Origin of the sequence: Nocardia jiangxiensis NBRC 101359, from assembly GCF_000308615.1 — a bacterium.
GTDB classification, from domain to species: Bacteria; Actinomycetota; Actinomycetes; order Mycobacteriales; family Mycobacteriaceae; genus Nocardia; species Nocardia jiangxiensis.
The window spans coordinates 106,663-128,113 of record NZ_BAGB01000031.1; the positions used below are offsets into that span (position 1 = coordinate 106,663).

Annotated in this window: 19 protein-coding genes; 11 read left to right on the forward strand and 8 right to left on the reverse strand. The window is 68.2% G+C overall.

Annotated elements, in window-relative coordinates; all coding sequences use genetic code 11:
• Window positions 1-68: 68 nt before the first annotated feature.
• A complete protein-coding gene (locus ON40_RS10770; protein ID WP_040821470.1) occupies window positions 69-3,332 on the forward strand; it encodes an arabinosyltransferase domain-containing protein in 3,264 nt (1,087 codons plus the stop codon).
• A 542-nt stretch (window positions 3,333-3,874) separates the two neighbouring features.
• Here ON40_RS10770 and ON40_RS10775 read toward each other — a convergent pair.
• Both ON40_RS10775 and ON40_RS10780 read right to left on the reverse strand, forming a co-directional pair.
• Complete coding sequence (locus ON40_RS10775) at window positions 3,875-4,624, reverse strand: sensor domain-containing protein (protein ID WP_157186264.1); 750 nt, start codon at window positions 4,622-4,624, stop codon at window positions 3,875-3,877.
• Window positions 4,621-5,571, reverse strand: a complete 951-nt coding sequence (locus tag ON40_RS10780; RefSeq protein WP_245567749.1) for a hypothetical protein — start codon at window positions 5,569-5,571, stop codon at window positions 4,621-4,623. The genes ON40_RS10775 and ON40_RS10780 overlap by 4 nt, the downstream gene beginning before the upstream one ends.
• Window positions 5,572-5,671: 100 nt before the next feature.
• Here ON40_RS10780 and lspA point away from each other — a divergent pair, with 100 nt between their 5' ends.
• The 5 genes from lspA (at window position 5,672) to ON40_RS10805 (ending at window position 11,414) form a co-directional block, all read left to right on the forward strand.
• Complete coding sequence (lspA, locus tag ON40_RS10785; protein ID WP_083895573.1) at window positions 5,672-6,373, forward strand: signal peptidase II; 702 nt, start codon at window positions 5,672-5,674, stop codon at window positions 6,371-6,373.
• Complete coding sequence (locus ON40_RS10790) at window positions 6,370-7,296, forward strand: RluA family pseudouridine synthase (protein WP_040821173.1); 927 nt, start codon at window positions 6,370-6,372, stop codon at window positions 7,294-7,296. Before lspA ends, ON40_RS10790 begins: the two co-directional genes overlap by 4 nt.
• Entirely contained in the window at window positions 7,244-7,948 is a 705-nt protein-coding gene (locus ON40_RS10795; protein ID WP_245567750.1) for a hypothetical protein, read from the forward strand. Before ON40_RS10790 ends, ON40_RS10795 begins: the two co-directional genes overlap by 53 nt.
• Window positions 7,949-8,106: 158 nt before the next feature.
• Window positions 8,107-10,530: a cation-translocating P-type ATPase gene (locus ON40_RS10800; protein ID WP_051192956.1), complete on the forward strand. Its 2,424-nt coding sequence runs from the start codon at window positions 8,107-8,109 to the stop codon at window positions 10,528-10,530.
• A gap of 65 nt (window positions 10,531-10,595) precedes the next feature.
• Window positions 10,596-11,414: a PhzF family phenazine biosynthesis protein gene (locus tag ON40_RS10805; protein ID WP_040821177.1), complete on the forward strand. Its 819-nt coding sequence runs from the start codon at window positions 10,596-10,598 to the stop codon at window positions 11,412-11,414.
• Between the two features lie 11 nt (window positions 11,415-11,425).
• On the opposite strand, the gene ON40_RS10810 is transcribed toward ON40_RS10805, so the two are convergent.
• On the reverse strand, window positions 11,426-12,472 hold the full coding sequence (locus ON40_RS10810) for a beta-ketoacyl-ACP synthase III (protein WP_040821179.1): 1,047 nt from the start codon (window positions 12,470-12,472) through the stop codon (window positions 11,426-11,428).
• A 95-nt stretch (window positions 12,473-12,567) separates the two neighbouring features.
• On the opposite strand from ON40_RS10810, the gene ON40_RS10815 reads away from it, so the two are divergent.
• A complete protein-coding gene (locus ON40_RS10815; protein ID WP_040821182.1) occupies window positions 12,568-13,143 on the forward strand; it encodes a TetR/AcrR family transcriptional regulator in 576 nt (191 codons plus the stop codon).
• A gap of 159 nt (window positions 13,144-13,302) precedes the next feature.
• On the opposite strand, the gene ON40_RS10820 is transcribed toward ON40_RS10815, so the two are convergent.
• Window positions 13,303-13,716 carry a group I truncated hemoglobin gene (locus ON40_RS10820; protein ID WP_040821185.1) on the reverse strand — a complete coding sequence of 138 codons (414 nt, stop codon included), beginning with the start codon at window positions 13,714-13,716 and terminating at the stop codon, window positions 13,303-13,305.
• 221 nt (window positions 13,717-13,937) lie between these two features.
• On the opposite strand from ON40_RS10820, the gene rarD reads away from it, so the two are divergent.
• The gene (gene rarD, locus ON40_RS10825; protein WP_373281891.1) at window positions 13,938-14,846 is read left to right on the forward strand and encodes an EamA family transporter RarD; all 909 of its coding nucleotides are present in this window, start codon (window positions 13,938-13,940) and stop codon (window positions 14,844-14,846) included.
• Window positions 14,847-14,965: 119 nt separating this feature from the next.
• Window positions 14,966-15,364, forward strand: a complete 399-nt coding sequence (locus ON40_RS10830) for a VOC family protein (protein ID WP_040821187.1) — start codon at window positions 14,966-14,968, stop codon at window positions 15,362-15,364.
• A gap of 88 nt (window positions 15,365-15,452) precedes the next feature.
• On the opposite strand, the gene ON40_RS10835 is transcribed toward ON40_RS10830, so the two are convergent.
• Genes ON40_RS10835 through ON40_RS10845 form a run of 3 tightly spaced genes read right to left on the reverse strand, consistent with a single transcriptional unit; the run spans window position 15,453 to window position 18,186 of the window.
• A complete protein-coding gene (locus ON40_RS10835) occupies window positions 15,453-16,502 on the reverse strand; it encodes an ABC transporter substrate-binding protein (RefSeq protein WP_040821190.1) in 1,050 nt (349 codons plus the stop codon).
• A 3-nt stretch (window positions 16,503-16,505) separates the two neighbouring features.
• Window positions 16,506-17,390, reverse strand: coding sequence for an ABC transporter permease (locus ON40_RS10840; protein WP_040821192.1), 885 nt, complete (start codon window positions 17,388-17,390; stop codon window positions 16,506-16,508).
• Window positions 17,380-18,186 (reverse strand): ABC transporter ATP-binding protein, encoded by an 807-nt coding sequence (locus ON40_RS10845; RefSeq protein ID WP_040821195.1) that lies wholly within the window; start codon window positions 18,184-18,186, stop codon window positions 17,380-17,382. The genes ON40_RS10840 and ON40_RS10845 overlap by 11 nt, the downstream gene beginning before the upstream one ends.
• A 199-nt stretch (window positions 18,187-18,385) precedes the next feature.
• On the opposite strand from ON40_RS10845, the gene ON40_RS10850 reads away from it, so the two are divergent.
• Together ON40_RS10850 and ON40_RS10855 are read left to right on the forward strand one after the other, a co-directional pair.
• The gene (locus tag ON40_RS10850) at window positions 18,386-20,128 is read left to right on the forward strand and encodes a sensor histidine kinase (protein WP_245567751.1); all 1,743 of its coding nucleotides are present in this window, start codon (window positions 18,386-18,388) and stop codon (window positions 20,126-20,128) included.
• Window positions 20,125-20,820 (forward strand): response regulator, encoded by a 696-nt coding sequence (locus ON40_RS10855; RefSeq protein WP_040821197.1) that lies wholly within the window; start codon window positions 20,125-20,127, stop codon window positions 20,818-20,820. Before ON40_RS10850 ends, ON40_RS10855 begins: the two co-directional genes overlap by 4 nt.
• A 10-nt stretch (window positions 20,821-20,830) precedes the next feature.
• Here the strand turns inward: ON40_RS10855 and ON40_RS10860 are convergent, their stop codons facing one another.
• The gene (locus ON40_RS10860; protein ID WP_040821199.1) at window positions 20,831-21,448 is read right to left on the reverse strand and encodes a class I SAM-dependent methyltransferase; all 618 of its coding nucleotides are present in this window, start codon (window positions 21,446-21,448) and stop codon (window positions 20,831-20,833) included.
• Window positions 21,449-21,451 lie beyond the last annotated feature (3 nt).

Consider the following 21,451-nt stretch of genomic DNA (forward strand, 5'->3'; position numbering starts at 1 on the left):
GAGAATCGTCAAGCGATTTCGCCGGTTACGAAGCGGTCACGCTAACATCTGCCTCCGTGACAGACACGATGGTGCGGGCGGATGAGGCGCCCGCGGCACGCGAACAACCCGGTACCGCGGCACGATCCGGCAGGCAGTGGGCCACACCGGTGGCCTTCATCGCAGGTCTGCTCGCAGCGTTGTTCGCTATCGCCGTACCGCTGCTGCCGGTGCGGGTGGATCACACCATTCTGTCTTGGCCACAACAGGATTCGCCGCGCGGCATCACCGCGCCGCTGGTCGGTTACGCGCCGCTGACGTTCGATGCGTCGATTCCCTGTGGCGCGGTGAAACAATTGGCCGCGCACGGCGGTGTGGTCACCTCGACCATGCCCGCCGGTGCGCCCGACCTGGATCGTTACGGCTTTGTCGCACGTGTGAATCCGGCTCACGCCGGACAACCCGCGCAGTTCGAGGCGGTGCTGCGCAACCAATCGTTGCTGAGCGTTCCGCTGAACCGGCTCGGCGACTGCGCATTCACCGTGCATGCCGACATATCTTCGGCCACAGCCACTCTCACCGGCTCGACGGTGAATCCTGTGACGCTGAGCGGTGATTGGCGTCCGCAGTTGGTCGGGATCTTCAGCGAGCTGAAGACCACCGCGGGTGCGAAGGTCACCGCGCAGGTGGACAGCCGGTTCTCGGTCGTGCCGACCTTCGCCAAGCGCGCGGCGACGATTCTGGCGATCGTCTGCACGCTGATCGCGCTGGTGGCGCTCTATCGGCTCGAAACGCTGGACGGACGCCGGGTCCGGCGGGTGCTGGCCCAGCGCTGGCGGACCTTCGGCCTGGTCGACGGCGTCGTCTTCGCGACGCTGGCGGTCTGGTACTTCATCGGGTCGACCACCTCCGACGACGGGTACCAGTTCGGTATGGCCCGCGTCTCGCTGGTGTCGGGCTATATGGCCAACTACTTCCGGTACTGGGGCGTGCCCGAAACCCCGGTCGGCACACCGTGGTTCGATCTGCTGGCGCGGATGTCCGAGCTGAGTACGGCGAGTCCGTGGATGCGGCTGCCCACGCTGCTGGCCGGGGTGCTGTCCTGGTTGCTGATCAGCCGGGAGGTGATTCCGCGGTTCGGCGCGGCCGTGCGGCACGACCGGGTGGTGCGCTGGACCGGTGCGCTGGGGTTCCTGGCGGTCTGGCTGCCCTTCAACAACGGGTTGCGTCCGGAACCCGTTGTCGCGGTGAGTGTTCTGCTCACCTGGTGTCTGGTGGAGCGGGCGATCGCCGTGCGGCGGTTGCTGCCCTTCGCATTGGCGATCATCGTCGCGGCCTTCGCGTGCACCGCGAACCCCTCGGGTCTGATCTGCTTCGCGCCGCTGCTGGCCGGGCTGCGACCGGTGTGGCGGTTCGGCGTGACGCGGGCTCGCACACTGGCCGGGGCCGCGGACGGGGCGAAGGTCACGGTGTGGGCGTGGATCCGCGCGTACGGCGCCTTGCTCGCGCCGCTGGCCGGGGCCGGAACGCTGATCGTCGCGGTGGCCTTCTCGGTGCTGCCGCTGTCGGACATGTTCGAGACGAATCGGGTGCATCAGATCGCCGGACCGGCGTCGCCCTGGTACGACGAATATCTGAGTTATCAGTGGCTGTTCATGCCCAACGCCGACGGGTCGATCGGACGTCGCTTCGGCATCGTCGCGATGTGGCTGGGCCTGCTGGTGTGCGCATTCGTGTTGTTGCGCAAGGGCGGACGGATTCCGTTCACCACACCCGGGCCGACCAAGCGGCTGCTGGGCCTGACCTTCGGTGCGATGCTGTTGCTGGCGCTCTCGCCGACGAAGTTCACCCACCACGACGGCGTGTACGCCGGGCTGGCCGGATCGGTCGCGGCGCTCACCGCGGTCGCCGTCGGCCCGCGGGTATTGCGCGCGCCGCGGAACCGGGCGTTGTTCGCCGCGGTGGTGTCGTTGATCCTGGCGCAGGTGTTCACCAGTATCAACCAGTGGTGGTACGTCTCGAGTTTCGGGATTCCGTGGAACGACAAGGCGCCGTCGGTGCACGGTTTTCTGATCGAGAAGGTATTCGTCGGCATCGCGGCCCTGTGTCTGCTGCTGGCCGCGTGGTGGCATGTGCGGGCACCGGAACCCGGTATCCCGCACCGGATTTCGCCGCGGGCCTGGAAACTGGCGAAGATTCCGCCACTGACCGTGGCGGCGGCGATTCTGGTGCTGTTCGAGGTGGCTTCGTTCGCGAAGGGCGCGGTGGCGCAGTATCCGGGCTTCTCCCTGGCCGCCTCGAATGTGAATGCGGTACTGGGCAAGCCATGTGGCCTGGCCGATCACGTGCTGGTGGAGCCGGACCCCAACGCCTCCCTGTTGCCGCCGCTGACGGGCAACCGGTTCAGCGCATTCGCCAATGGCGCAACGGGATTCGTGCCGAACGGGATCGGTGACCTGAGCCCGGACGGTCAACCCGCCGCAGCGAGCAGTCTCGCCAGCACGAATACCTTCAACACCAAGCCCGGTGGTGATGTGGGCACCCAAACCGGCGGTGCACCATTGCCTTTCGGTCTGAACTCGGCGACCACGCCGGAGCTGGGCACGTCCGGTCAGACGGCGCCGTCGGATCTGACCACCGGCTGGTACCGCCTGCCGGCCGCGGGCGACCGCAGCGGCATCGTCGCCATCGCCGCCGCCGGGCGCATCCGCTCGGCGGACAAGGACGGCGTGATCACGCCGGGGGAGCCGGTGGAGGTCGAATACGGTACGAGTGATTCGGCCACGAGCGCGCATCCGCTCGGACGGCTGACGCCGATCGATATCGGACCCGCGCCGTCGTGGCGCAACCTGCGCGTGCCGATGGATCAGATTCCGGCGCAGGCCGATGTGATTCGCATCGTGGCCAGTGTGCACAGCCTCGATCCGGGGCAGTGGATCGCGCTGACTCCGCCCCGGGTGCCGCACACGGTCACGCTGAACGAGCTGATCGGATCCTCGCAGCCGGTGCTGCTGGATTGGGCGGTGGGCCTGCAGTTCCCGTGCCAGCGTCCGTACGACCACAAGGACGGCATCGCCCAGGTTCCGGGCTGGCGCATCCTGCCCGACCGCGGCGGTGCGCACGACACCAACCTGTGGGAGAGCCACGACGGCGGCGGCCCGCTCGGCTGGAGCCAGCAGTTGCAGCGCTCGAGCACCCTGGCCACCTACCTGAAGGACGGCTGGCGTGAGGACTGGGGCGAATTGCAGCGGCTGACCCCGATCGATCCGTCCGCGGTCCGGGCCACGCCCACGGTCACGCAGGACACGCACAGCGGCATGTGGACTCCGGGGCATATCAATACGGCCTGGTGAGACCGCCCACCACCCCGCCCCGCGTATGAGGCCCGCCTTGCAGATCCATACGCGGGGAGTCGTGTGGTGAGCCGGAGGCTGTCGGTACCGGCCCGAGCCGCACCCGTACGGGCAGGTTGCCGGTGTGGCGAACCGGCCCGCACAGGATGCGGCGACCTCAGCCGCGGCGGTAGTTGTTGTGTTTACGCGCGGGCGGAGTGTTCTGTGCCCCTCGAGTAGGGAGCTTGAAACCCGGGATCGGCTGTTGCTCGGTGCGTTTACCGCGACGTTCACGTCGCGACATGGGCGCGGGAGCGGTGGTATCGGATTGGCGGAGTGGGGATTGCGCGGGCATGGCGCCTCCTAGGGGTTCGTGGCCGACTCATCGCATGACGGACCGCCGGCCTGGATGGAATGCCGGACTGCGACAGAAGCTGCGCCCCGGGCCGGAACGGCGCGGGCGCGAGCGAGAACACGCTCAGGAGAACAGTGCGAACCACATGCCGACGACGGTAACAACGAACCGCCCTGGCGCGCATCCGATTTATCGCCGCCGGAGATTCCTACGGGCCGGAGATGCCCTGTAGGCGCTGGATCTGGGTGCCGGTGATCGAGCGCAGCGCGGCCGGGTCGACCGGTTTCTGACCGGCTCGCGCGATCTGCACGACCGTGCTGCCGACCAGGGCGACCGTCGCCGCGGAATACAGTGTCAGGCCCTGGCTGCTGGTGCGCACCTGGAAGGAGACCGAGGCGTCCCCGGCGCGGGGCTCGTCCAGTGCGCCGACCTGATAGCTGACCGAGGTGCCGTCGGCATCGGTGCCCGAATAGGATCCGCATCGGTGCAGCAGATCCTGCACCGCGCCGAACGCCTCGGCCGCTCTGGCACTCGGATAACTGGCCGCGTCGATATCGATACTGTCGAATCCGGCCGTCGAATAGTGCACCGCCCCATGGGCGCTCGCGCCCGGCACCTGATCATTCACCGCGTCGAGCACCTTCGCGCAGGCGGCCGGATCGGTGTGCGACCGGTCCGGCGCGGTCGTGGTCGGGGCGTCACCGCCGCCCGAGCCGTCGTCGAGTGCCTGGTATTCGGGCGGAATATCGGTCCCGGACAACAGCTTGGCCTGCAATGCCGCCGAATCGGTGAGCGGGGCCGCGGTCACCGTCGAGGGTGCGGCCGCCGGACTCACCGGCGGTAGCGCGGAACCGCCGTGCGGTGAGCTGCATCCGGCGGCGAATACCGCCGCGGCCGCGAGCAGGGCGCGAACGGTCCACGTCCGGCGTGCTTCGGGCATCGCGTCGATTCCGCTCACCGGCCCCACTGCACCTGTGTGCTGATGTTCTGATGCAGCAGGATCGCACTGTGCGGATCCCGGTAGGACTGGCGGCCCGCGACCGTGACCGATCCCGAAACCGGCAGTGGCAGACCGAGATCCACGGTGATGGTGCCGGTGCCGTGCATCGCGTAGTCGACGATGTCCAGGTTGCCCGCGTTGCTGGGGAGCGACCACACCTTGGCCTTGGGCGTCTGGGTGACGTCCAGTTGGATGGTGAGCAGATCGCCCTCGCGCTTGGTGAGCGTCGCGGTGGTCACCTGATCGAGCGGGACGCCGCTGGTCACCTGCTGGTGCACGGTCCACACCGCGCCCACGCCGACCGGATCCACGGGGAACGCGATCGACTGGTAGACCGCTTGGTAGAACGCCTGTTCCAGGGCCGCGCAAGCGGCGTCGGGGGTTTCCGGCTTGGGCGCCATCCGCAGGGAGGTGATCGCGCCCACGTCGCTCATCTCGAAACCCGCGTGCGAGCCGTCCGCCGACTGGAGTTGTTCGGCCAGGCGGGGATCGGAGGACGTGGGGTTACCGAGCGTCAGGTCGACCCCGTCCCGGCCGGTCTGCGCGGTGAGCGGGATGGTGACCGTCGGCGGGGAGAAATCGTGCGGGACCTGATCGTTCATCTGCTGTTCGATGTGGTGCACGGTGTGCAGGGTCACCTGCTGGGCGTTGCCCACGGCGAACGAGCGCCGCAGCAGCTCGTGCGGTTGCGCACCCGGTTTGACCACCGTGGTCACCACCGCCGCGATCGGCATGGTGACCTCCTTGTCCAGGGTCGGCGGCTCGATCTCGGCCTCGCTGCGGGTCTCGGTGACGTCGCTGCAGCCGACGCCCATGGTCGACAGCGCGACCGCGAGCACCATGAGTAATACGCCCGGACGGGCGGACCGCACGGCCGTGCGAGAGTGAGAAGACAACACCGTCACGCCAGACAGGTTACGACCGGTACCTGAAAATCTGCTTTGACGCCGCCGCTGGGTCCGGCTGCCCTGCCGAGCGACAGGGGCGCAATCGCGATAGGGAATGATGGGGGCTGTGAGTATCGACCGGCCGCGCGAGCAGCACACCGACGAGCACGAGGAGCCACCCCGGGATATCGCCGCCGAGGGCGATCGACAGGTGACCGCGGGGGGTGCGGAGTCCGACGGTGTGACCGAATCCGCGCAGGAGCCCGACTCCGCTGCGGACGAGTCGCCGGACGGGGAATCCGCTGTGCTTCCGCGGCGCACGCTGCCGGTGTTGCTGGTGATCGCGGCCGTGGCCTTTCTGCTGGATCTGGGGACCAAGGCCCTGGTCGTCGCGAAAATGACACCGGGCGAGCCGATTTCGATCATCGGCGATGTCGTGCGGCTGACTCTGGTGCGTAATCCGGGCGCCGCGTTCTCGATGGCCACCGGGATGACCTGGCTGCTGACGTTGATCGCCGCGGCCGTCGTGGTCGGGGTGATCCGCATCGGGCGGTCGCTGCGGTCGGTGGGCTGGGCGATCGGGCTGGGGCTGGTGCTCGGCGGCGCGGTCGGCAATCTGATCGATCGGCTGTTTCGCGCACCCGGGCCGCTGCAGGGGCATGTGGTCGATTTCATCTCGGTGACGCGCTGGTGGCCGGTGTTCAACGTGGCCGACTCCTCGATCGTGTGCGGGGCGATTCTGCTGGTCGCGCTGACCGTGTTCGGGTTCGAACCGGACGGCACCCGCTCGCGGCGCGCCGAAGACGGTGATCGGGAGTGAGGGAGACGCGTGCCATGCCGGTGCCCGACGGCCTGGACGGGCTGCGGGTCGACGCCGGGCTGTCCCGGCTGCTGGGTCTGTCCCGCACGGCCGTGGCCTCGCTCGCCGAGGAGGGCGCGGTGCAGATCGACGGCTCGCCCGCGGGGAAATCCGATCGGCTCGCCGGTGGCGCCTGGCTCGAGGTGGAGTTTCCCGAACCCAAACGTGAGTTGACGGTCGAGGCCACGCCGGTGGAAGGGATGAAGATCCTCTACGCCGACGACGATATCGTCGCGGTCGACAAACCGGTCGGGGTGGCCGCGCACACCGGGGTCGGCTGGTCCGGGCCGACGGTGGTCGGCGGGCTGGCCGCGATGGGGTACCGGATCTCCACGTCCGGCGCGCACGAGCGGCAGGGCATCGTGCACCGGCTGGACGTGGGCACGTCCGGGGTGATGGTGGTGGCCCAGTCCGAGCACGCGTACACCGTGCTGAAGCGCGCGTTCAAACAGCGCACCATCGACAAGCGTTATCACGCACTGGTGCAGGGACATCCGGATCCCTCCAGCGGCACCATCGATGCGCCGATCGGCCGGGCGCGCGGCAACGACTGGAAGTTCGCGGTCACCGCGGACGGGCGTCCGAGCGTCACCCACTACGACACGGTCGAGGCGTTCCAGGCGGCCAGTCTGCTCGACATCCATCTGGAAACTGGTCGCACTCACCAGATTCGGGTGCACTTCTCCGCGATCCGGCATCCCTGCTGCGGTGATCTGACCTACGGCGCGGACCCACGGCTGGCGCAGCGACTGGGCCTGGAGCGGCAATGGCTGCATGCGCGTGCGCTCGGCTTCGCGCACCCCGCCGACGGACGCTGGGTGGAGATCACCAGTGAGTATCCGGCCGACCTGGAGCATGCGCTGGACATCCTGCGCCATGCGTGAGCGGTTACGCATCGCCGGATTCGCCGGTGTCGCAGTCGCTCTGGTGCTGCTGATCCTGGTGCTGGGCTGGGCGTACCCGCCTCGGGCCTCGGTGATCGGAACCGACCGTCTGGGACCGGATTCGGGTGAGGCCGTCGCGAATTACCTTGTCAGGGCTCGTGATTCATTGCAGGGCGACGATAACGACGAGCACTGGGCCCTGGTGGCCCTGACCGCCGCCGTCGTTCCCCGGGACATCCCGAAATCGGTTGCGGGCCTGCGAGTCGCGCGGGTCATCTACCACGTCCCGATCAACCACGTCTACACCTCGCCGATCACCGTTCCCACTCCCGCCGACGACGCGGCCGTCATCGATTCGGCCCGAGCCGCGGCCGGTGTCCTGGACGCCTCCCAATCCTTCGACGACCGCACCGCCCGAAGCACCGCGGTCATGGCCGCCCGCCTGCACGCGGGCTGCGCCTGCGCGGCGAACCTGATCGTCCGCGGCACCCTGAACCAGCTCCGCATCCTCACCACCCGCCCGAACATCCGCGCGGTCCAGGCCCTGCCCCCCGACGCCTCCGCCGGAGCCTTCGCGGTGATCCCCCTGCTCCCCGAACAAACCGACACCGCCGCCCCCGGCCCGGACGACGGCCCGGTCCCCGCTCGCTGACTCCCGCGACACCCTGCCGTCGACGAGTTCGACCAGGCCGGCCTGCGGCATCATCCGGATGGCATATCGCACGTCCGCTGGGACGCCGGGCTCGATGTGGCGTACGGCAACGGTCCAGCTTTCGAGGTCGAGGCCGGTGGGCGCTCTAGGGTGGGGGTATGGCGAGTGTCGAGCGGGTGGTTCGGGCTGGCGGGCTGACCAGGGCCGAGGTGGAGCAGCGGGTTCGGGTCGGGCAGACGAACGATCTGCCGGATCGGACCGGGCGGTCGGTTGCCGATATTGTGCGGGCGAACGTCTTCACGCGGATCAACGCGATTCTGGCCGTGTTGTTCGTGCTTGTGCTGGCTACCGGATCGCTGATCGACGGGATGTTCGGGCTGTTGATCGTGGCCAACAGCGTGGTGGGCATCGTGCAGGAGCTGCGGGCCAAGCGGACGCTGGACAAGCTGGCGATCGTGGGGCAGGCGCAGCCGGTGGTGCGGCGCGAGGGGGTGGCGCGTGCGGTCGCGCCGGGGGAGGTGGTGCTGGACGATCTGATCGAGCTGGGGCCCGGTGATCAGATCGTCGTGGACGGCCAGGTGCAGGAGTGCTCGCAGCTGGAGATCGACGAGTCGCTGCTGACCGGTGAGGCCGACGCGATCGGCAAGGGCGTGGGCGATCAGGTGTTGTCGGGCAGTTTCGTGGTGTCCGGATCGGGCGCCTACCGGGCGACCAAGGTCGGCCGGGACGCCTATGCCGCGCAGCTGGCGGCCGAGGCGAGCAAGTTCACGCTGGTGAACTCGGAGCTGCGCAACGGGATCGACACCATTCTGAAGGTCATCACCTACCTGTTGATTCCGGCGGGCCTGGTGACGATCTACAACCAGCTGTTCTCCAGTCACGAATCCTGGCGCTCGTCACTCAACGGCATGGTCGCCGCGCTGGTGCCGATGGTGCCCGAGGGGCTGGTGCTGATGACCTCGATCGCGTTCGCGGTCGGCGTGGTCCGGCTCGGACAGCGCAGATGCCTGGTGCAGGAGTTGCCCGCGATCGAGGGACTGGCCCGGGTGGACGTGGTGTGCGCCGACAAGACCGGAACCCTCACCGAGAACGGTATGCGCCTGGCCGAGATCCGCGCGCTGGGCGATGCTCCGGCCGGGCGCCTGCGCGCGGCGCTCGCGGCCATGGCCGCCGACGATCCACGACCCAATGCCAGTGTCGCGGCCATCGCGGAGGGCTGCCCGGACGCGCCCGTGTGGCAGCAGACCGCGGTCGCGCCGTTCTCCTCGGCCAAGAAGTGGAGCGGCAGCTCCTACGGTCAGTACGGGAACTGGCTGCTCGGCGCACCCGATGTGCTGCTGGCCCCCGACTCCGCCGCCGCCGCGACCGCGCAGGAGATCGGCGCGACCGGCCAGCGGGTACTGCTGCTGGCCGAGAGCGATCGTCCGGTGGACGCGCCCGAAGCGCCCGGTGCGGTCACTCCACGAGCGCTGGTGATACTCGAGCAGAAGGTTCGCCCGGACGCCCGCGAGACGCTGGAATACTTTGCCGGGCAGAATGTCTCGATCAAGGTGATCTCCGGCGACAACGCGGTGTCGGTGGGTGCGGTGGCCGCCTCGCTGGGCCTGCCCGGCGGACAGGATCCGGTCGACGCGCGTGAATTGCCCACTCGCCGTGACGATGTGGCCGACGTGGTGGAAAAGCACACCACCTTCGGCCGCGTGCGCCCGGATCAGAAGCGGGCCATGGTCTCGGCCCTGCAGTCCCGTGGGCACACCGTCGCGATGACCGGCGACGGCGTCAACGACGTCCTCGCGCTCAAGGATGCGGACATCGGCGTCGCGATGGGCGCGGGCAGTCCCGCCACCCGCGCCGTGGCGCAGATCGTGTTGCTGGACAACAAGTTCTCCACGCTGCCCTACGTGGTGGCCGAGGGCCGCCGCGTGATCGGCAACATCGAACGGGTATCGAACCTGTTCCTCACCAAGACGGTGTACTCGGTCCTGCTCGCCTTCCTGGTCGGCGTGGCCGGAATCGGCTCGCAGATATTCCATTACGACCCGATGCCGTATCCGTTCCTGCCGCGGCACGTCACCATCGCGGCCTGGTTCACCATCGGCATTCCCGCGTTCATCCTGTCGCTCGCGCCCAACAACGAAAGGGCGCGAACGGGTTTCGTGCCGCGGGTGTTGCGCCTGGCGGTGCCGTCCGGGGTGGTGATCGGCGTGATGACGTTCATCGCCTACCTGATCGCGTACCAGGGGGCCGGGCAGACCGAGACCCAGAAGGTGCACGCGAGCACGACCGCGCTGATCACGTTGCTGATCATCGCGGTGTGGGTGCTGGCGATCGTGGCCCGGCCGTGGGCGTGGTGGAAGATCGTGCTGATCGCCGGATCCGTTGCGGGCTATCTGATTCTGTTCAGCGTGCCGTTCACCCGGCACTTCTTCAAACTCGATCCGTCCGATACCGCGCTGACCGGAGCGGCGGTGGTGTGCGGGCTGATCGGCATCGTGCTGGTCGAATTGGCCTGGTGGTTCAGTGCCGCCCCGACCGGGGTGGCCGGGCGGCTGCTGGCCGATCACGGTGACCGGAACGGCTGAGCCGGAACGGCGCGTCGTGGATCGAATTGTGTCGCTCGGTATTCGACACGGGTACCTTCGGCTGTATGGAGGTGCTGCTGCATCAGATCGACGCGTTCGCCGACGCACCGTTCACGGGTAACCCCGCGGCGGTGATGCCGTTGCTCGCCTGGCTGCCCGACGAGCTGCTGCAACAACTCGCCGAGGAGAACAATCTCGCCGAAACCGCCTTCTACACTTCGGCTCTGCCACCGGAGGCCGGCGAGCCGCCGGGTGTCGGGCCCGCCTACCACCTGCGCTGGTTCACCCCCGGCACGGAGGTGGACATGTGTGGTCACGCGACGCTGGCCACCGCGGCGCATCTGGTCGAGGACATCCACCCGGGTGCGGACCGGGTGCAGTTCTTCACCCGCAGCGGCTGGCTCGCGGTGGATCGCACCGACGACGACGAACTGATCCTGGACCTGCCCGCGGTCGAATCCCTGGACGTGGTACCGGATCCCGAGCTGGTGGCCGCGCTGGGAGTGCGTCCGGTGCGCGCGCTCAGTGGCCAGGACGAGGTACTGGTCGTGGCTACCGAACGCGAGGTGCGCGAGGCCCACCCGAATTTCGCGGCGTTTCCGAAACTCGAACGCGGGGCGGTGCTCACCGCACGCGGCGATTCGGCCGACTTCGTCTCACGGATGTTCGCTCCCGGCGCCGGTATCCTCGAGGACCCGGTCACCGGGTCCGCGCACGCCCAGCTCACCCCGCTGTGGGCCGCCGAGCTCGGGCGTACGACGTTGACCGCGCGACAGCTGTCCCGCCGCGGTGGTGCGCTGCGTTGCCGGCTCGACGGCGATCGCGTCCTGCTGGCCGGACGATGCCGGCGATATCTGGACGGCGTGGTGCGCCTGCCGGGGTGAGCTGACGGGGCTCAGTCCTGCTCGGAGATCGCGGGGAGCCGCACGACCTGTCCGGCATACGCCAGGCCGGCGCCGAAGCCCAGCAGCAGCGCGGTGTCACCGGGTTTCGCCTCGCCCGAGCGGAGCAGCTGTTCCATCGCCATCGGAATGGATGCGGCGCTGGTGTTCCCGGTTTCGGCGATGTCCCGGGCGACCGCGACGCGCTCGGGCATCCCCAGCGCCTTGACCAGTGCGTCGGTGATGCGGCTGTTGGCCTGGTGCGGGACGAAGGCGTCCAGATCCTCGACGGTGACCCCGGCGTTGTTCAGCGCATCGCGACATGCCTTGTCCAGGAAGGTGACCGCCCACCGGAACACCGCGGTGCCGTTCATCCGGATGTAGGGCCGCTGCGAGGTGCCCCCGCTGGCCTCGGCGGCCGCGACCTCGGCGAAGTATTCCTGAAAGTCCTTGTCCTGCTTGATCGCCGCGGTCTGGCTGCCGTCCGAGCCCCAGGCCACCGGGCCGATGCCCTCCGATTCGGCGGGTCCGACCACGACCGCGCCCGCGCCGTCGGCGAAGATGAACGCACAGGTGCGGTCGGTGGGGTCGAGCAGGTCCGACAGGCGTTCGACGCCGATCACCAGCACGTTGCGGGCCTGGCCCGCGCGCACCAGATTCGCCGCATTGGCCAGGGCGTAACAGAATCCGGCGCACCCGGCGGAGATGTCGAACGCGGCGGCGTTGTGCATGCCCAGTTCGGTGGCGACCACCGCGCCCGCGGAGGGGCCCAGCACCATCTGCGAGGAGGTCGCGAGGACGACCGCGTCCACTTGGTCGGCGGTCAGATTCGCGGCGGCCAGCGCCTGCCGGGCGGCGGCGGTGCTCATCGTGACGATGGTCTCGTCGGGTTCGGCCCAGTGCCGTGCGGCGATCCCGGATCGGGATCGGATCCATTCGTCGGAGGAGTCGATGCGGTCGACGATCTCGGCATTGGGGACGACCCGGCGCGGCCGGTAGACGCCGATGCCCAGAGGTGCGGCATGGGCGTTCGGTGCGGCGGTGGCGATGAGCGCGGGCATGCGGATCCTTACTCTCTGTGTGAACCAATCGGTCCATGCAGAGAAAAGGTCTAACATGAACCGATCGGTTCAGGCAAGGGTAGGAGGGAGATCCCATGGCAGCGGGACCGCGCGCTCGGTTGATCGCCAGCACCATCTCCACGGTGCAGGAGCACGGCGTGCACGCGGCCGGCCTGAGCGAGCTACTCAAACGCAGTAACGCCTCACGCAACTCGCTGTACCAGCACTTCCCCGAGGGGAAGGGGGAGCTGGTCGAGGCGGCCGCGAGAATCGTTGCGCGCGTGGTGTATTCACACGTCGCGAAGATGGCCGACGCATTGGAGTCCGCGTCCTCGGCCGAACGCTGGCTCGACGAGCTGCTGGCGTTCTGGCGCGGCCCGCTCGAAGCCAGCGACTACCGCGCCGGATCGTTCATGATGGCCGCCGCGCTGGACGAGATGAATCCCGCCGTCCAGTCCACGGCCGGACAGGCGTTCGCCGAATGGACCGCCCGGCTCGCGGACGGGATGGTCGCCAGGGGAATGGAACAGGCCACCGCCTGCTCGGTCGCGGGGATGCTCCTGTCCACGATCGAGGGCGCCATCGTGCAGAGCCGCGCACTCAAGTCCAGCCACCCCTTCGACGAGGTCCGCACCCAAATGTCCATCCTGCTGCGACACCACCTCAGCTGAAAGACGAGAAAGCCGCGAACCTGAGCGCATACGCTCCGATGGTTCGCGGCCTCGGGATTGTCGATGTCCCGTGTCGGGCACTCGTGTCGTGCCTGCGGCCTCCGCTTCGCTCCGATTCGTGAATGGTCAGGGGCTGTGCCGACCAGGTTGCCCGGACGGTCAGGCGGTGGCCGCGTCGGAGGCGATGTCGTCGGCCAGGGGAGCGACCGCGCCGATGATCTGGGCGACGATGTCGTCCCGTACGCCCGCTGCCTTGAGCGAATCGGTCAGATGGCCCGCGACCAGGTTGAAGTGCTTCATCATGATGCCGCGGCCCTGGTGCACCTGCTTCATCGGCGCACCCGTGTACGGGTCGGGTCCGCCGAGGGCGGCGGCGAAGAATTCGACCTGGCGGCCTTTGAGCCGGGACATGTTCGTGCCGGTGAAGAAGTCCTTCAGCTCGTCGTCGGCGAGGACTCGGACGTAGAAGTCCTCGACGACCGTCTCGAGCGCCTCGTGTCCGCCGATCTTCGCGTAGATGGTCGGTTCTTCCGGAGTGGTGTTCTTCGATTTGAAGAGTGAGGGAATTCGCATGTTCCAAGGACATCAGCGAGCTGTTGCCGGTCGGTTAGTCCGCTGTCGCGGGCCGATTACCGTGCATGGCAAGCGAATTGCCGCACCCTCACTCCCGCCGTCCGCGGGTTGTGAGGTTCGTCTCTGCTATGACGTCCTGGTGCCACGGCCATTATCCGCTAGACACTATTACCGTACGGAAGTACCGTTCCGGCGTGCGCGTGCGATCGTCCGAGACAGCGGTGGAGTCCGAATCCAGCAGCCGACGGGCGCGGTGGGGCAGTGGCGGCGCGGTGTTCGGCGCTGCCGCCTACATCCTGTGGGGGTCGTTCCCGGCGTTCTTCGGACTACTGGAGTTCACCAACCCGGTCGAGATCCTGGTCCAACGCATCCTGTGGACGCTGGTGGTGGTGCTGATCATCCTGCTGGTGGCGGGGCGGATCCGCGAACTGTTCGAGATCGATCGGCGGACCTGGCAACTCGCGGTGGTGGCCGCGGTCGCCATCGCGATCAACTGGGGTGTGTACGTCTACGGCGTCACCTCCGGGCACGTGGTGGAGTGCGCCCTCGGCTACTTCATCAATCCGCTGGTGACCGTGCTGTTCGGGGTGGTGCTGTTCCGCGAGCGGCTGGCCTGGCCGCAGTGGGTCGCACTCGCGCTGGGTGTGCTGGCGGTGCTGGTGCTCACCGTCGACTACGGCCGTCCGCCGGTGATCGCGTTGGTCCTGGCCTGCTCGTTCGCCACTTACGGCCTGGTCAAGAAGGTGATACGGCTGGACCCGCTGCGCAGTGTCGCCGCGGAGGGGCTGGTGTCCGCGCCGTTCGCGCTGATCGCTGTGGTCGTGCTCGGCGTCACCGGACATGCGGCCTTCGGTCACGGACTCGGGCATTCGGCACTGCTCGTCGCGGCCGGTCCGGTCACCCTGATTCCGTTGCTGCTGTTCGCGCTCGCCGCCTCCCGGACGCCGCTGTCGACCATGGGCCTGCTCCAATACCTCACTCCCGCACTGCAAATGGCCTGGGGTGTGCTGGTCGGGCACGAGCCGATGCCCGCCTCGCGGTGGGCCGGATTCGGGTTGATCTGGCTGGCGCTGGTGTTGTTCACCGGTGATGCGCTGCGCAGACGCCGCACCAAGGTTCCCGTGCAGTAGAGCCGTCGCTCGTTGCGGAGATTCGGTGGTCGGGACTAGTTTCGAAGTGTGGCGATGCTCCCGTAGGCCGACTCGCACCGGTCCGGGGTCGGGGTCGTCACGATCGAGGGGAGTGACCACTGTCCATCCATTTCAACCACACCATCGTCGCCTGTCACGACGCGACCGCGAGCGCCCGGTTCTGGGCCGACATGCTCGGGCTCGAGATCGGGGCGCAATACGGTCCGTTTCTGCCCGTCACGGTCGATAACGGCGTCACCTTCGACTTCGCGCTCGATTCGCCCGTGGTGGGGGAGATCCCGACTATGCACTATGCCTTCCTGGTCTCCGAGGAGGACTTCGACGCGGGTTTCGCGCGGATTCAGGAGCTGGGCCTGCGGTACTGGGCCGATCCGCACGGGCAGCACGAGGGCGAGATCAACCACAACGACGGCGGCCGGGGTGTGTACTTCCGCGACCCCAACGGCCATGCGCTCGAATTCCTGACCGTCCCGTACGGCGGCTGGCCCGAATCGTAATCCGGCCGGAGTCCTTGCCGGACAGCGTGATCGGCGAGTTCGGCGCGGGCCGCACCACCCCTCATCCGTGGTGCGGCCCGCGACCGGGTTACGAGGTGCCGGTGGGCACCCGGCGGGCGAAGTCGTTGGTGTACGTCCTCGCCAGATCGATGCGGTCGCGCACCGGTTTCACATTGGCCGAGTACTGGCCCAGGATCTTCAGGACGTTCTGCGCGCCTTCGGATTTCATCAGGCCGTCACCGTTGAACATGCCGATCGAATCGTGGATGGACCGGATGTACAGGTCCTTGCCGCCCGCGGCGTACTGCGGGGGCATCTTCGCCGCGATCTGCTCCGGGGTGTGCGTCTTGATCCAGCGCAGCGTCTGCACGAAGGCGTTCACCAGCTTCTGCACGATCTCCGGATGCGACTGCACGGTGTCGCAGCGCATGTACAGCGACGAGGCCGGATACAGCCCGCCCAGTGCCGCCCGGGTGCCCGCTTCGGTGCGCATGTCCAGCATCACCTGGGCGGTTCCGGCCTGCACCATCTGCGCGACTGTCGGATCGGTGGTCATGCCCGCATCGATGCCGCCGTGATTCATTCCGGCGATGAACGTCTGTCCCGCACCGACTTTCACCCGGTCGTACTGGGAGGTCCCGAGTCCGGCCTGGCCGGCCAGGGCCTGGGTGATGAAGTCGGTGGACGAGCCCAGTGAGGTGATGCCCAGCTTCTTTCCGGCGAAGTCCCTGGGCGAGTTGATCTTTCCGCTCTGTGCCTTGGCGACCAGCTCGACCTCGCCCGGCACGTCGGAGAGTTGGGCCACCGTGCGCAGGCACTGATCCTTGGACTGCAGGTCGATGGTGTGGTCGTAGAAGCCGACCACCGCCTGCACGTCCCCGGTCAGCAGCGTGGTCTCCGCGGTCGCGCCGGACTGCTGGTCCAGCAGTCGCACGTCGATGTCGTTGTCCGCGAAGTAGTTCAGCCGCTGGGCCAGCATCGCGGGCAGGTAGATCACCTTGTCGATGCCGCCGATCATGATGGTGATCTGCGGCCGGCCGTTCTTGGTGGGGATGACCCGTGAATCACGGCATCCGGTCACCAGCAGCAGGGAGCAGACGGCGAGCATCGCCACCGCGATGTGCTTGCGATATCTCATCTCTCACACCTCGCGCGCCGACTGCGCCTGCGACGGACGCCATTTCAGCAATCGGCCCTCGGCGAATCCGATCGCCCACTCGGCCACCAGCGCCACCACGGTGATGATGATCATGCCCGCGTAGATGCCCGCGGAGTCGAAGGTGTTCTGCGCGTTGGAGATCAACAGACCCAGACCCTTGCTCGCGCCCGCGTACTCGCCGACCACCGCGCCGATCAGCGCGAATCCGAACGCGGTGTGCAGGCTGGACAGAATCCAGGTGGTCGCGCTGGGCAGCACGATCTGCGACAGCACCTGCCAGCGGCTCGCGCCCAGGATGCGGGCGTTGTCGATGACATTGCCGTCCACCTCGCGGGCGCCGGTGAAGGCGTTGAAGAACACCGCGAAGAAGGTCAGCACGACGACCGTGGCGACCTTGGACTCCAGCCCCAGCCCGAACCAGATGATGAACAGCGAGGCCAGCACGATGCGCGGAACGGCGTTGAGCGCCTTGATGAACGGCGAGGCGACCTCGGCCCAGTACCGGCTGCGGCCCAGCAGCACACCCAGCACCACACCGGCGACCGCGCCGATCACGAAGCCGACCACGGCCTCCTGGACGGTGGTGAGGATCTGCAGCCAGATCGAGCCGAACTGTGTTCCGCTGCTGAACCATTCGACCAGCCGGTCCCAGATCAGCGACGGTTTGGAGTAGAAGAACGGGTCGATCCACAGCGTGGCGGTCAGCTGCCACGCGCCCAGCCACAGCACGATGATCGCGATGCGCAGGCCCCAGGTGCGCAGGCGCGACCGCAGGGCGCGGCGACGGGCCGCGGCCAGGATCTGCTCCTCGGACTCGGCCTCGAATTCACCTGTCGGCGAGTCGGTTGCGGTGATCTCAAGCGACACGGTCGGCTCCCTTCGTGCGGGCGGCCTCGACCTGATCGCGCAGCGTGCCCCAGATCTCGGAATACAGCGTGCGGAATTCGTCGGTCAGCCGGACCTCCTCGACATTGCGCGGACGTGCCAGGTCGACCCGGTAATCGCCGCAGACCGTCGCGGGGCTCGCGGTCATCACCACCACCCGGTCGGCCAAGGCGATGGCCTCCTCCAGATCGTGGGTCACGAATATCACCGCGGCGCCGGTGCCGGACCACACGCGCAGCAACTCGTCCTGCATGAGCTGGCGGGTCTGCACGTCCAGGGCGCTGAACGGCTCGTCCATGAGGATGATCTCGGGATCGTTCACCAGGGTCTGGGCCAGTGCGACTCGTTTGCGCATACCGCCGGAGAGCTGATGCGGGTAGTACTTCTCGAATCCGGCCAGCCCGACCGTGCGGACCCATTGCGAAGCCTGTTCCCGGGCCCGCGATTTCGACGTGCCCCGCAGTCGCGGCCCGAACGCGACGTTGTCCAGGACCGTGCGCCACGGCAGCACCGCATCCTGCTGGAACATGTACCCGATGCCCTCGGGAATTCCGTCGACGTCCTTGCCGCGCACCAGGGTTCGTCCCGTCGAGGTGCGCTCGAGCCCGGACACCAGCGACAGCGTGGTCGACTTACCGCAGCCGGTCGGTCCGACAACGGCGACGAATTCGCCCGGGTCCACGGTGAAGTGCAGATTTCGCACCGCCGTGTGGATACCACCGCCGGTCCCGGGAAAGCGCTTGGTCGCGCCCCGGAACTCGATGACAGGGTTGGTCATGGCCTACTCCTGAAACACTCTCGCCGCACCTCACGTGCGACCGCCGACCGACCATAAAGTGCGCCGGGTCACATCTGCCCCGTTGTGCGCACAATCCGCCTAACCTGCAATATCCGCATTCTGCTCGTTCTGCTCAGGGTGTCCGGGCCGCTGCTTCGCCGCTTGTGCTCGTTTTGCTCGAGGTGATAGAACGTGGGCGATGTTCGTGTTCGGCCGCGGCGTGCGGTTGCGGACGCAGATCGTGTTACTGCAAGTAGTGCTCGTCGCGCTGACGCTCGGTATCGCGTTCGCCGTGTTCGCGTATGTGAGTGAGCAGCGGTTGTCCGGGGAGTACGGGCAGCGTGCGCTGGCGATCGCGCGTACCGTGGCGGCGGATCCGGTGGTTCGGGACGAGGTGAACGGTTACTCGTCGGCTGCCGCGCCGCGCGGGCCGGTATCCGATGGCGAGCTGGCCGCGGGACGGCTCGAGCGGATCGCGGAGGACACCAGGACGCGGACCGGTGCGCTGTATGTGGTCGTCACCGATGACACGGGGATCCGGTTGGCGCATCCCACCCGCGACCGGCTGGGCGAGATGGTGAGTACCGATCCTTCGGCGGCATTGCGCGGGGCGGAGGTGGTGATCCGGGAGCGCGGCACGCTCGGGGAGTCGGTGCGGGCGAAAGTGCCTGTGCTGCAACCCGATGCGACCAAGGTCGTGGGTGAGGTGAGCGTCGGCATCTCCACCGCGGCCGTGCACGATCAGCTGCTGCGGGATCTGCAGCGCGCGGGTCTGCTCGCCGGGGTCGCGCTGTTCGCGGGCGTCATCGGATCGCTGCTGCTGGCCCGGCGCTGGCACGAGCTCACCCTGGGCCTGCAGCCGCCGGAACTCGCGGAGCTGGTGCGTGAGCAGGCGGCGGTGCTGCACGGTATCGGCGAAGGGGTGGTCGCGGTCGATACCCAGTGGCGCACAACGGTTGTCAACGACGAGGCGCGGCGGCTGCTCGGCATCGACGGCGCGCCGGGAGTGAGCGTCGACGAGATCGGGCTGACGCCGCGGGTCGTCGCGGTGTTCCGGGCGGCTCGGGCGCGTCCGGTGCCCGCGGCGGTCGGGGATCGGCTGCTCGTCGTCACCGCGCGCACCGTCAGTCGTGAGGGGCGTGCGCTGGGCGCGGTGTTGAGCGTGCGCGACCGCACCGATGTCGAATCGCTGACCCGCCAACTCGATGCGGTGCAGTCCATGAGTACGGTGCTGCGAGCCCAGCGGCACGAGTTCGCCAACCGCCTGCACCTGCTCAACGGGCTGCTGCACGGTGGCCGCCCTGAGGAAGCCGCGCAGTACATCGAGGAGCTGCTCGGCTCGGGACCGCTCGGTGCGGCGCTCGCGGGTATGGACTCCCTGCGTGACCCGTATCTGCAGGCATTCCTGGCCGCCAAGGCCGCCCACGCCCGCGAGAGCGGGGTGGAACTGCGGCTGGGGCCCAATACCTGGGTCGATGCGAATCTCGCTGTGCCCGTGGATGTCACGACGATTCTGGGCAATCTGCTCGATAATGCCATCGAGGCGGCGCGGGTGAGCGATCGCGCCGACGGCGAACGGGTGCAGCCGATTCGGGAGAACAGCCCCGGTTCCGCTGCTGCGCCGACCGCTACGGCACTGTCCGGGCAGGTGGAGGTCGAACTCGTGCAGGAGGGCTCGACCCTGCACATCACCGTCGCGGACAGCGGGGCGGGTGTTCCCGCCGAACTGGTGGATTCGATTTTCACCGAAGGGGTTTCGACGCGTCAGGACAACGGGGCGCCCGGCGGGCGCGGTGTGGGGCTGGCGCTGTCGCGGCAGGTGGCGCGGGCGCTCGGCGGGGATCTGGTGCTGGCCAGTCCGGGCGGCGCCGACAGTGCGCTGCGCGGAGCGGAATTCATCGCCCGGTTGCCCGGGGTACTGGAGGAGACAGGCACGGCATGAGTACCGAACTGCGGGTCCTGGTCGTCGACGACGATTTCCGGGTGGCGAATCTGCATGCCGGAATCGTCTCGGCGCTACCGGGTTTCACGGTCGGGGCCACGGTGCACAGCCTGGCGGAGGCCCGGTCCGCGATCGCGGCGGCGCACTACGATCTGACGCTGGTCGATGTGTATCTACCCGACGGTTCCGGGGTAGATCTGGTGCGGGAGATCTCCTGTGACGCAATGATGCTCACCGCGGCTACCGAATCCGACACCGTTCGTGCGGCGTTGTCCGCGGGCGCTCTGGCCTATCTGGTGAAACCGTTCGATCATGCCGCGCTGGCTTCGCGCCTGGCCGGATACGCGCGGTACCGCAAACTGCTGTCGGTGCCCGTGGTCACGCCACGGGACATCGATGCGGCCCTCGAGGCGTTGCGGCCCGCGGGCCCGTCCGGCGCGAACTCGTCCGGATCGGCCGCCGTTTCAGGCTCTCCGACGAAGGATCTGGTGTTGCGAGCCGTGCGGGATTCGCCGGAGGCGCTGTCCGCGGCGGAGGTCTCGGCCGCGACCGGTGTCTCCCGCGCGACCGCGCAACGCTATCTGGCCACGTTGGTGGGGATCGGCGCACTGCGCATGCAGTTGCGATACGGCAGCACCGGCCGACCGGCACAGGAGTACGTCGCGGTGAGCGGCGGTGTCGCAGCGCCGTGACGGTGTGTGGTCATGCCGACGCGGCGACCCCGAGGCTCAGTGCGGCAAGGAATTTCGGCCCCGGCTGTTCGTAGAAGCAGTCGATGTCCTGGATCTCGAATCCGGCGCGTTCGAGCGTGCCGCGGATATCACGGTCCAGATGACATCCCCCGAACAGCGTGCGCTGCACCGGATCCAGGCGATGCTGCCAGGTCTGTACCGGGGCGTCCGGCGCGAGTCCGTGCTCCACGAAGTGCAGCGTCCCGCCCGGCACCAGCACCCGGCGCAATTCCTGAAGTGCCGCATCGACATCCGGAATCGTGCACATGGTCCACGTCGACAGCGCCGTGTCGAAACTGTTGTCCGCGAACGGCAGCGACTGCCCGTCCAGCCCGGCCCGCTGCACCGGCACCGTCGCCGCGGCCAGCCGCTCCTTCGCCAGGCGCCACCCCAGATCGGCCGGTTCCACCGCGCTCACCGATTCCACCGCCTCGGGATAGAACGGCACATTGCGCCCGGACCCGAACCCGATCTCCACGACCCGCCCACGCAGCCCCGCCACCGTCCGCCGACGAAGCCCATCGTGCTGCGCCCGCCCACACGCCACATCGACGATCCGCGGCAGCACCCGTTCGCTGTAGATACCCATACC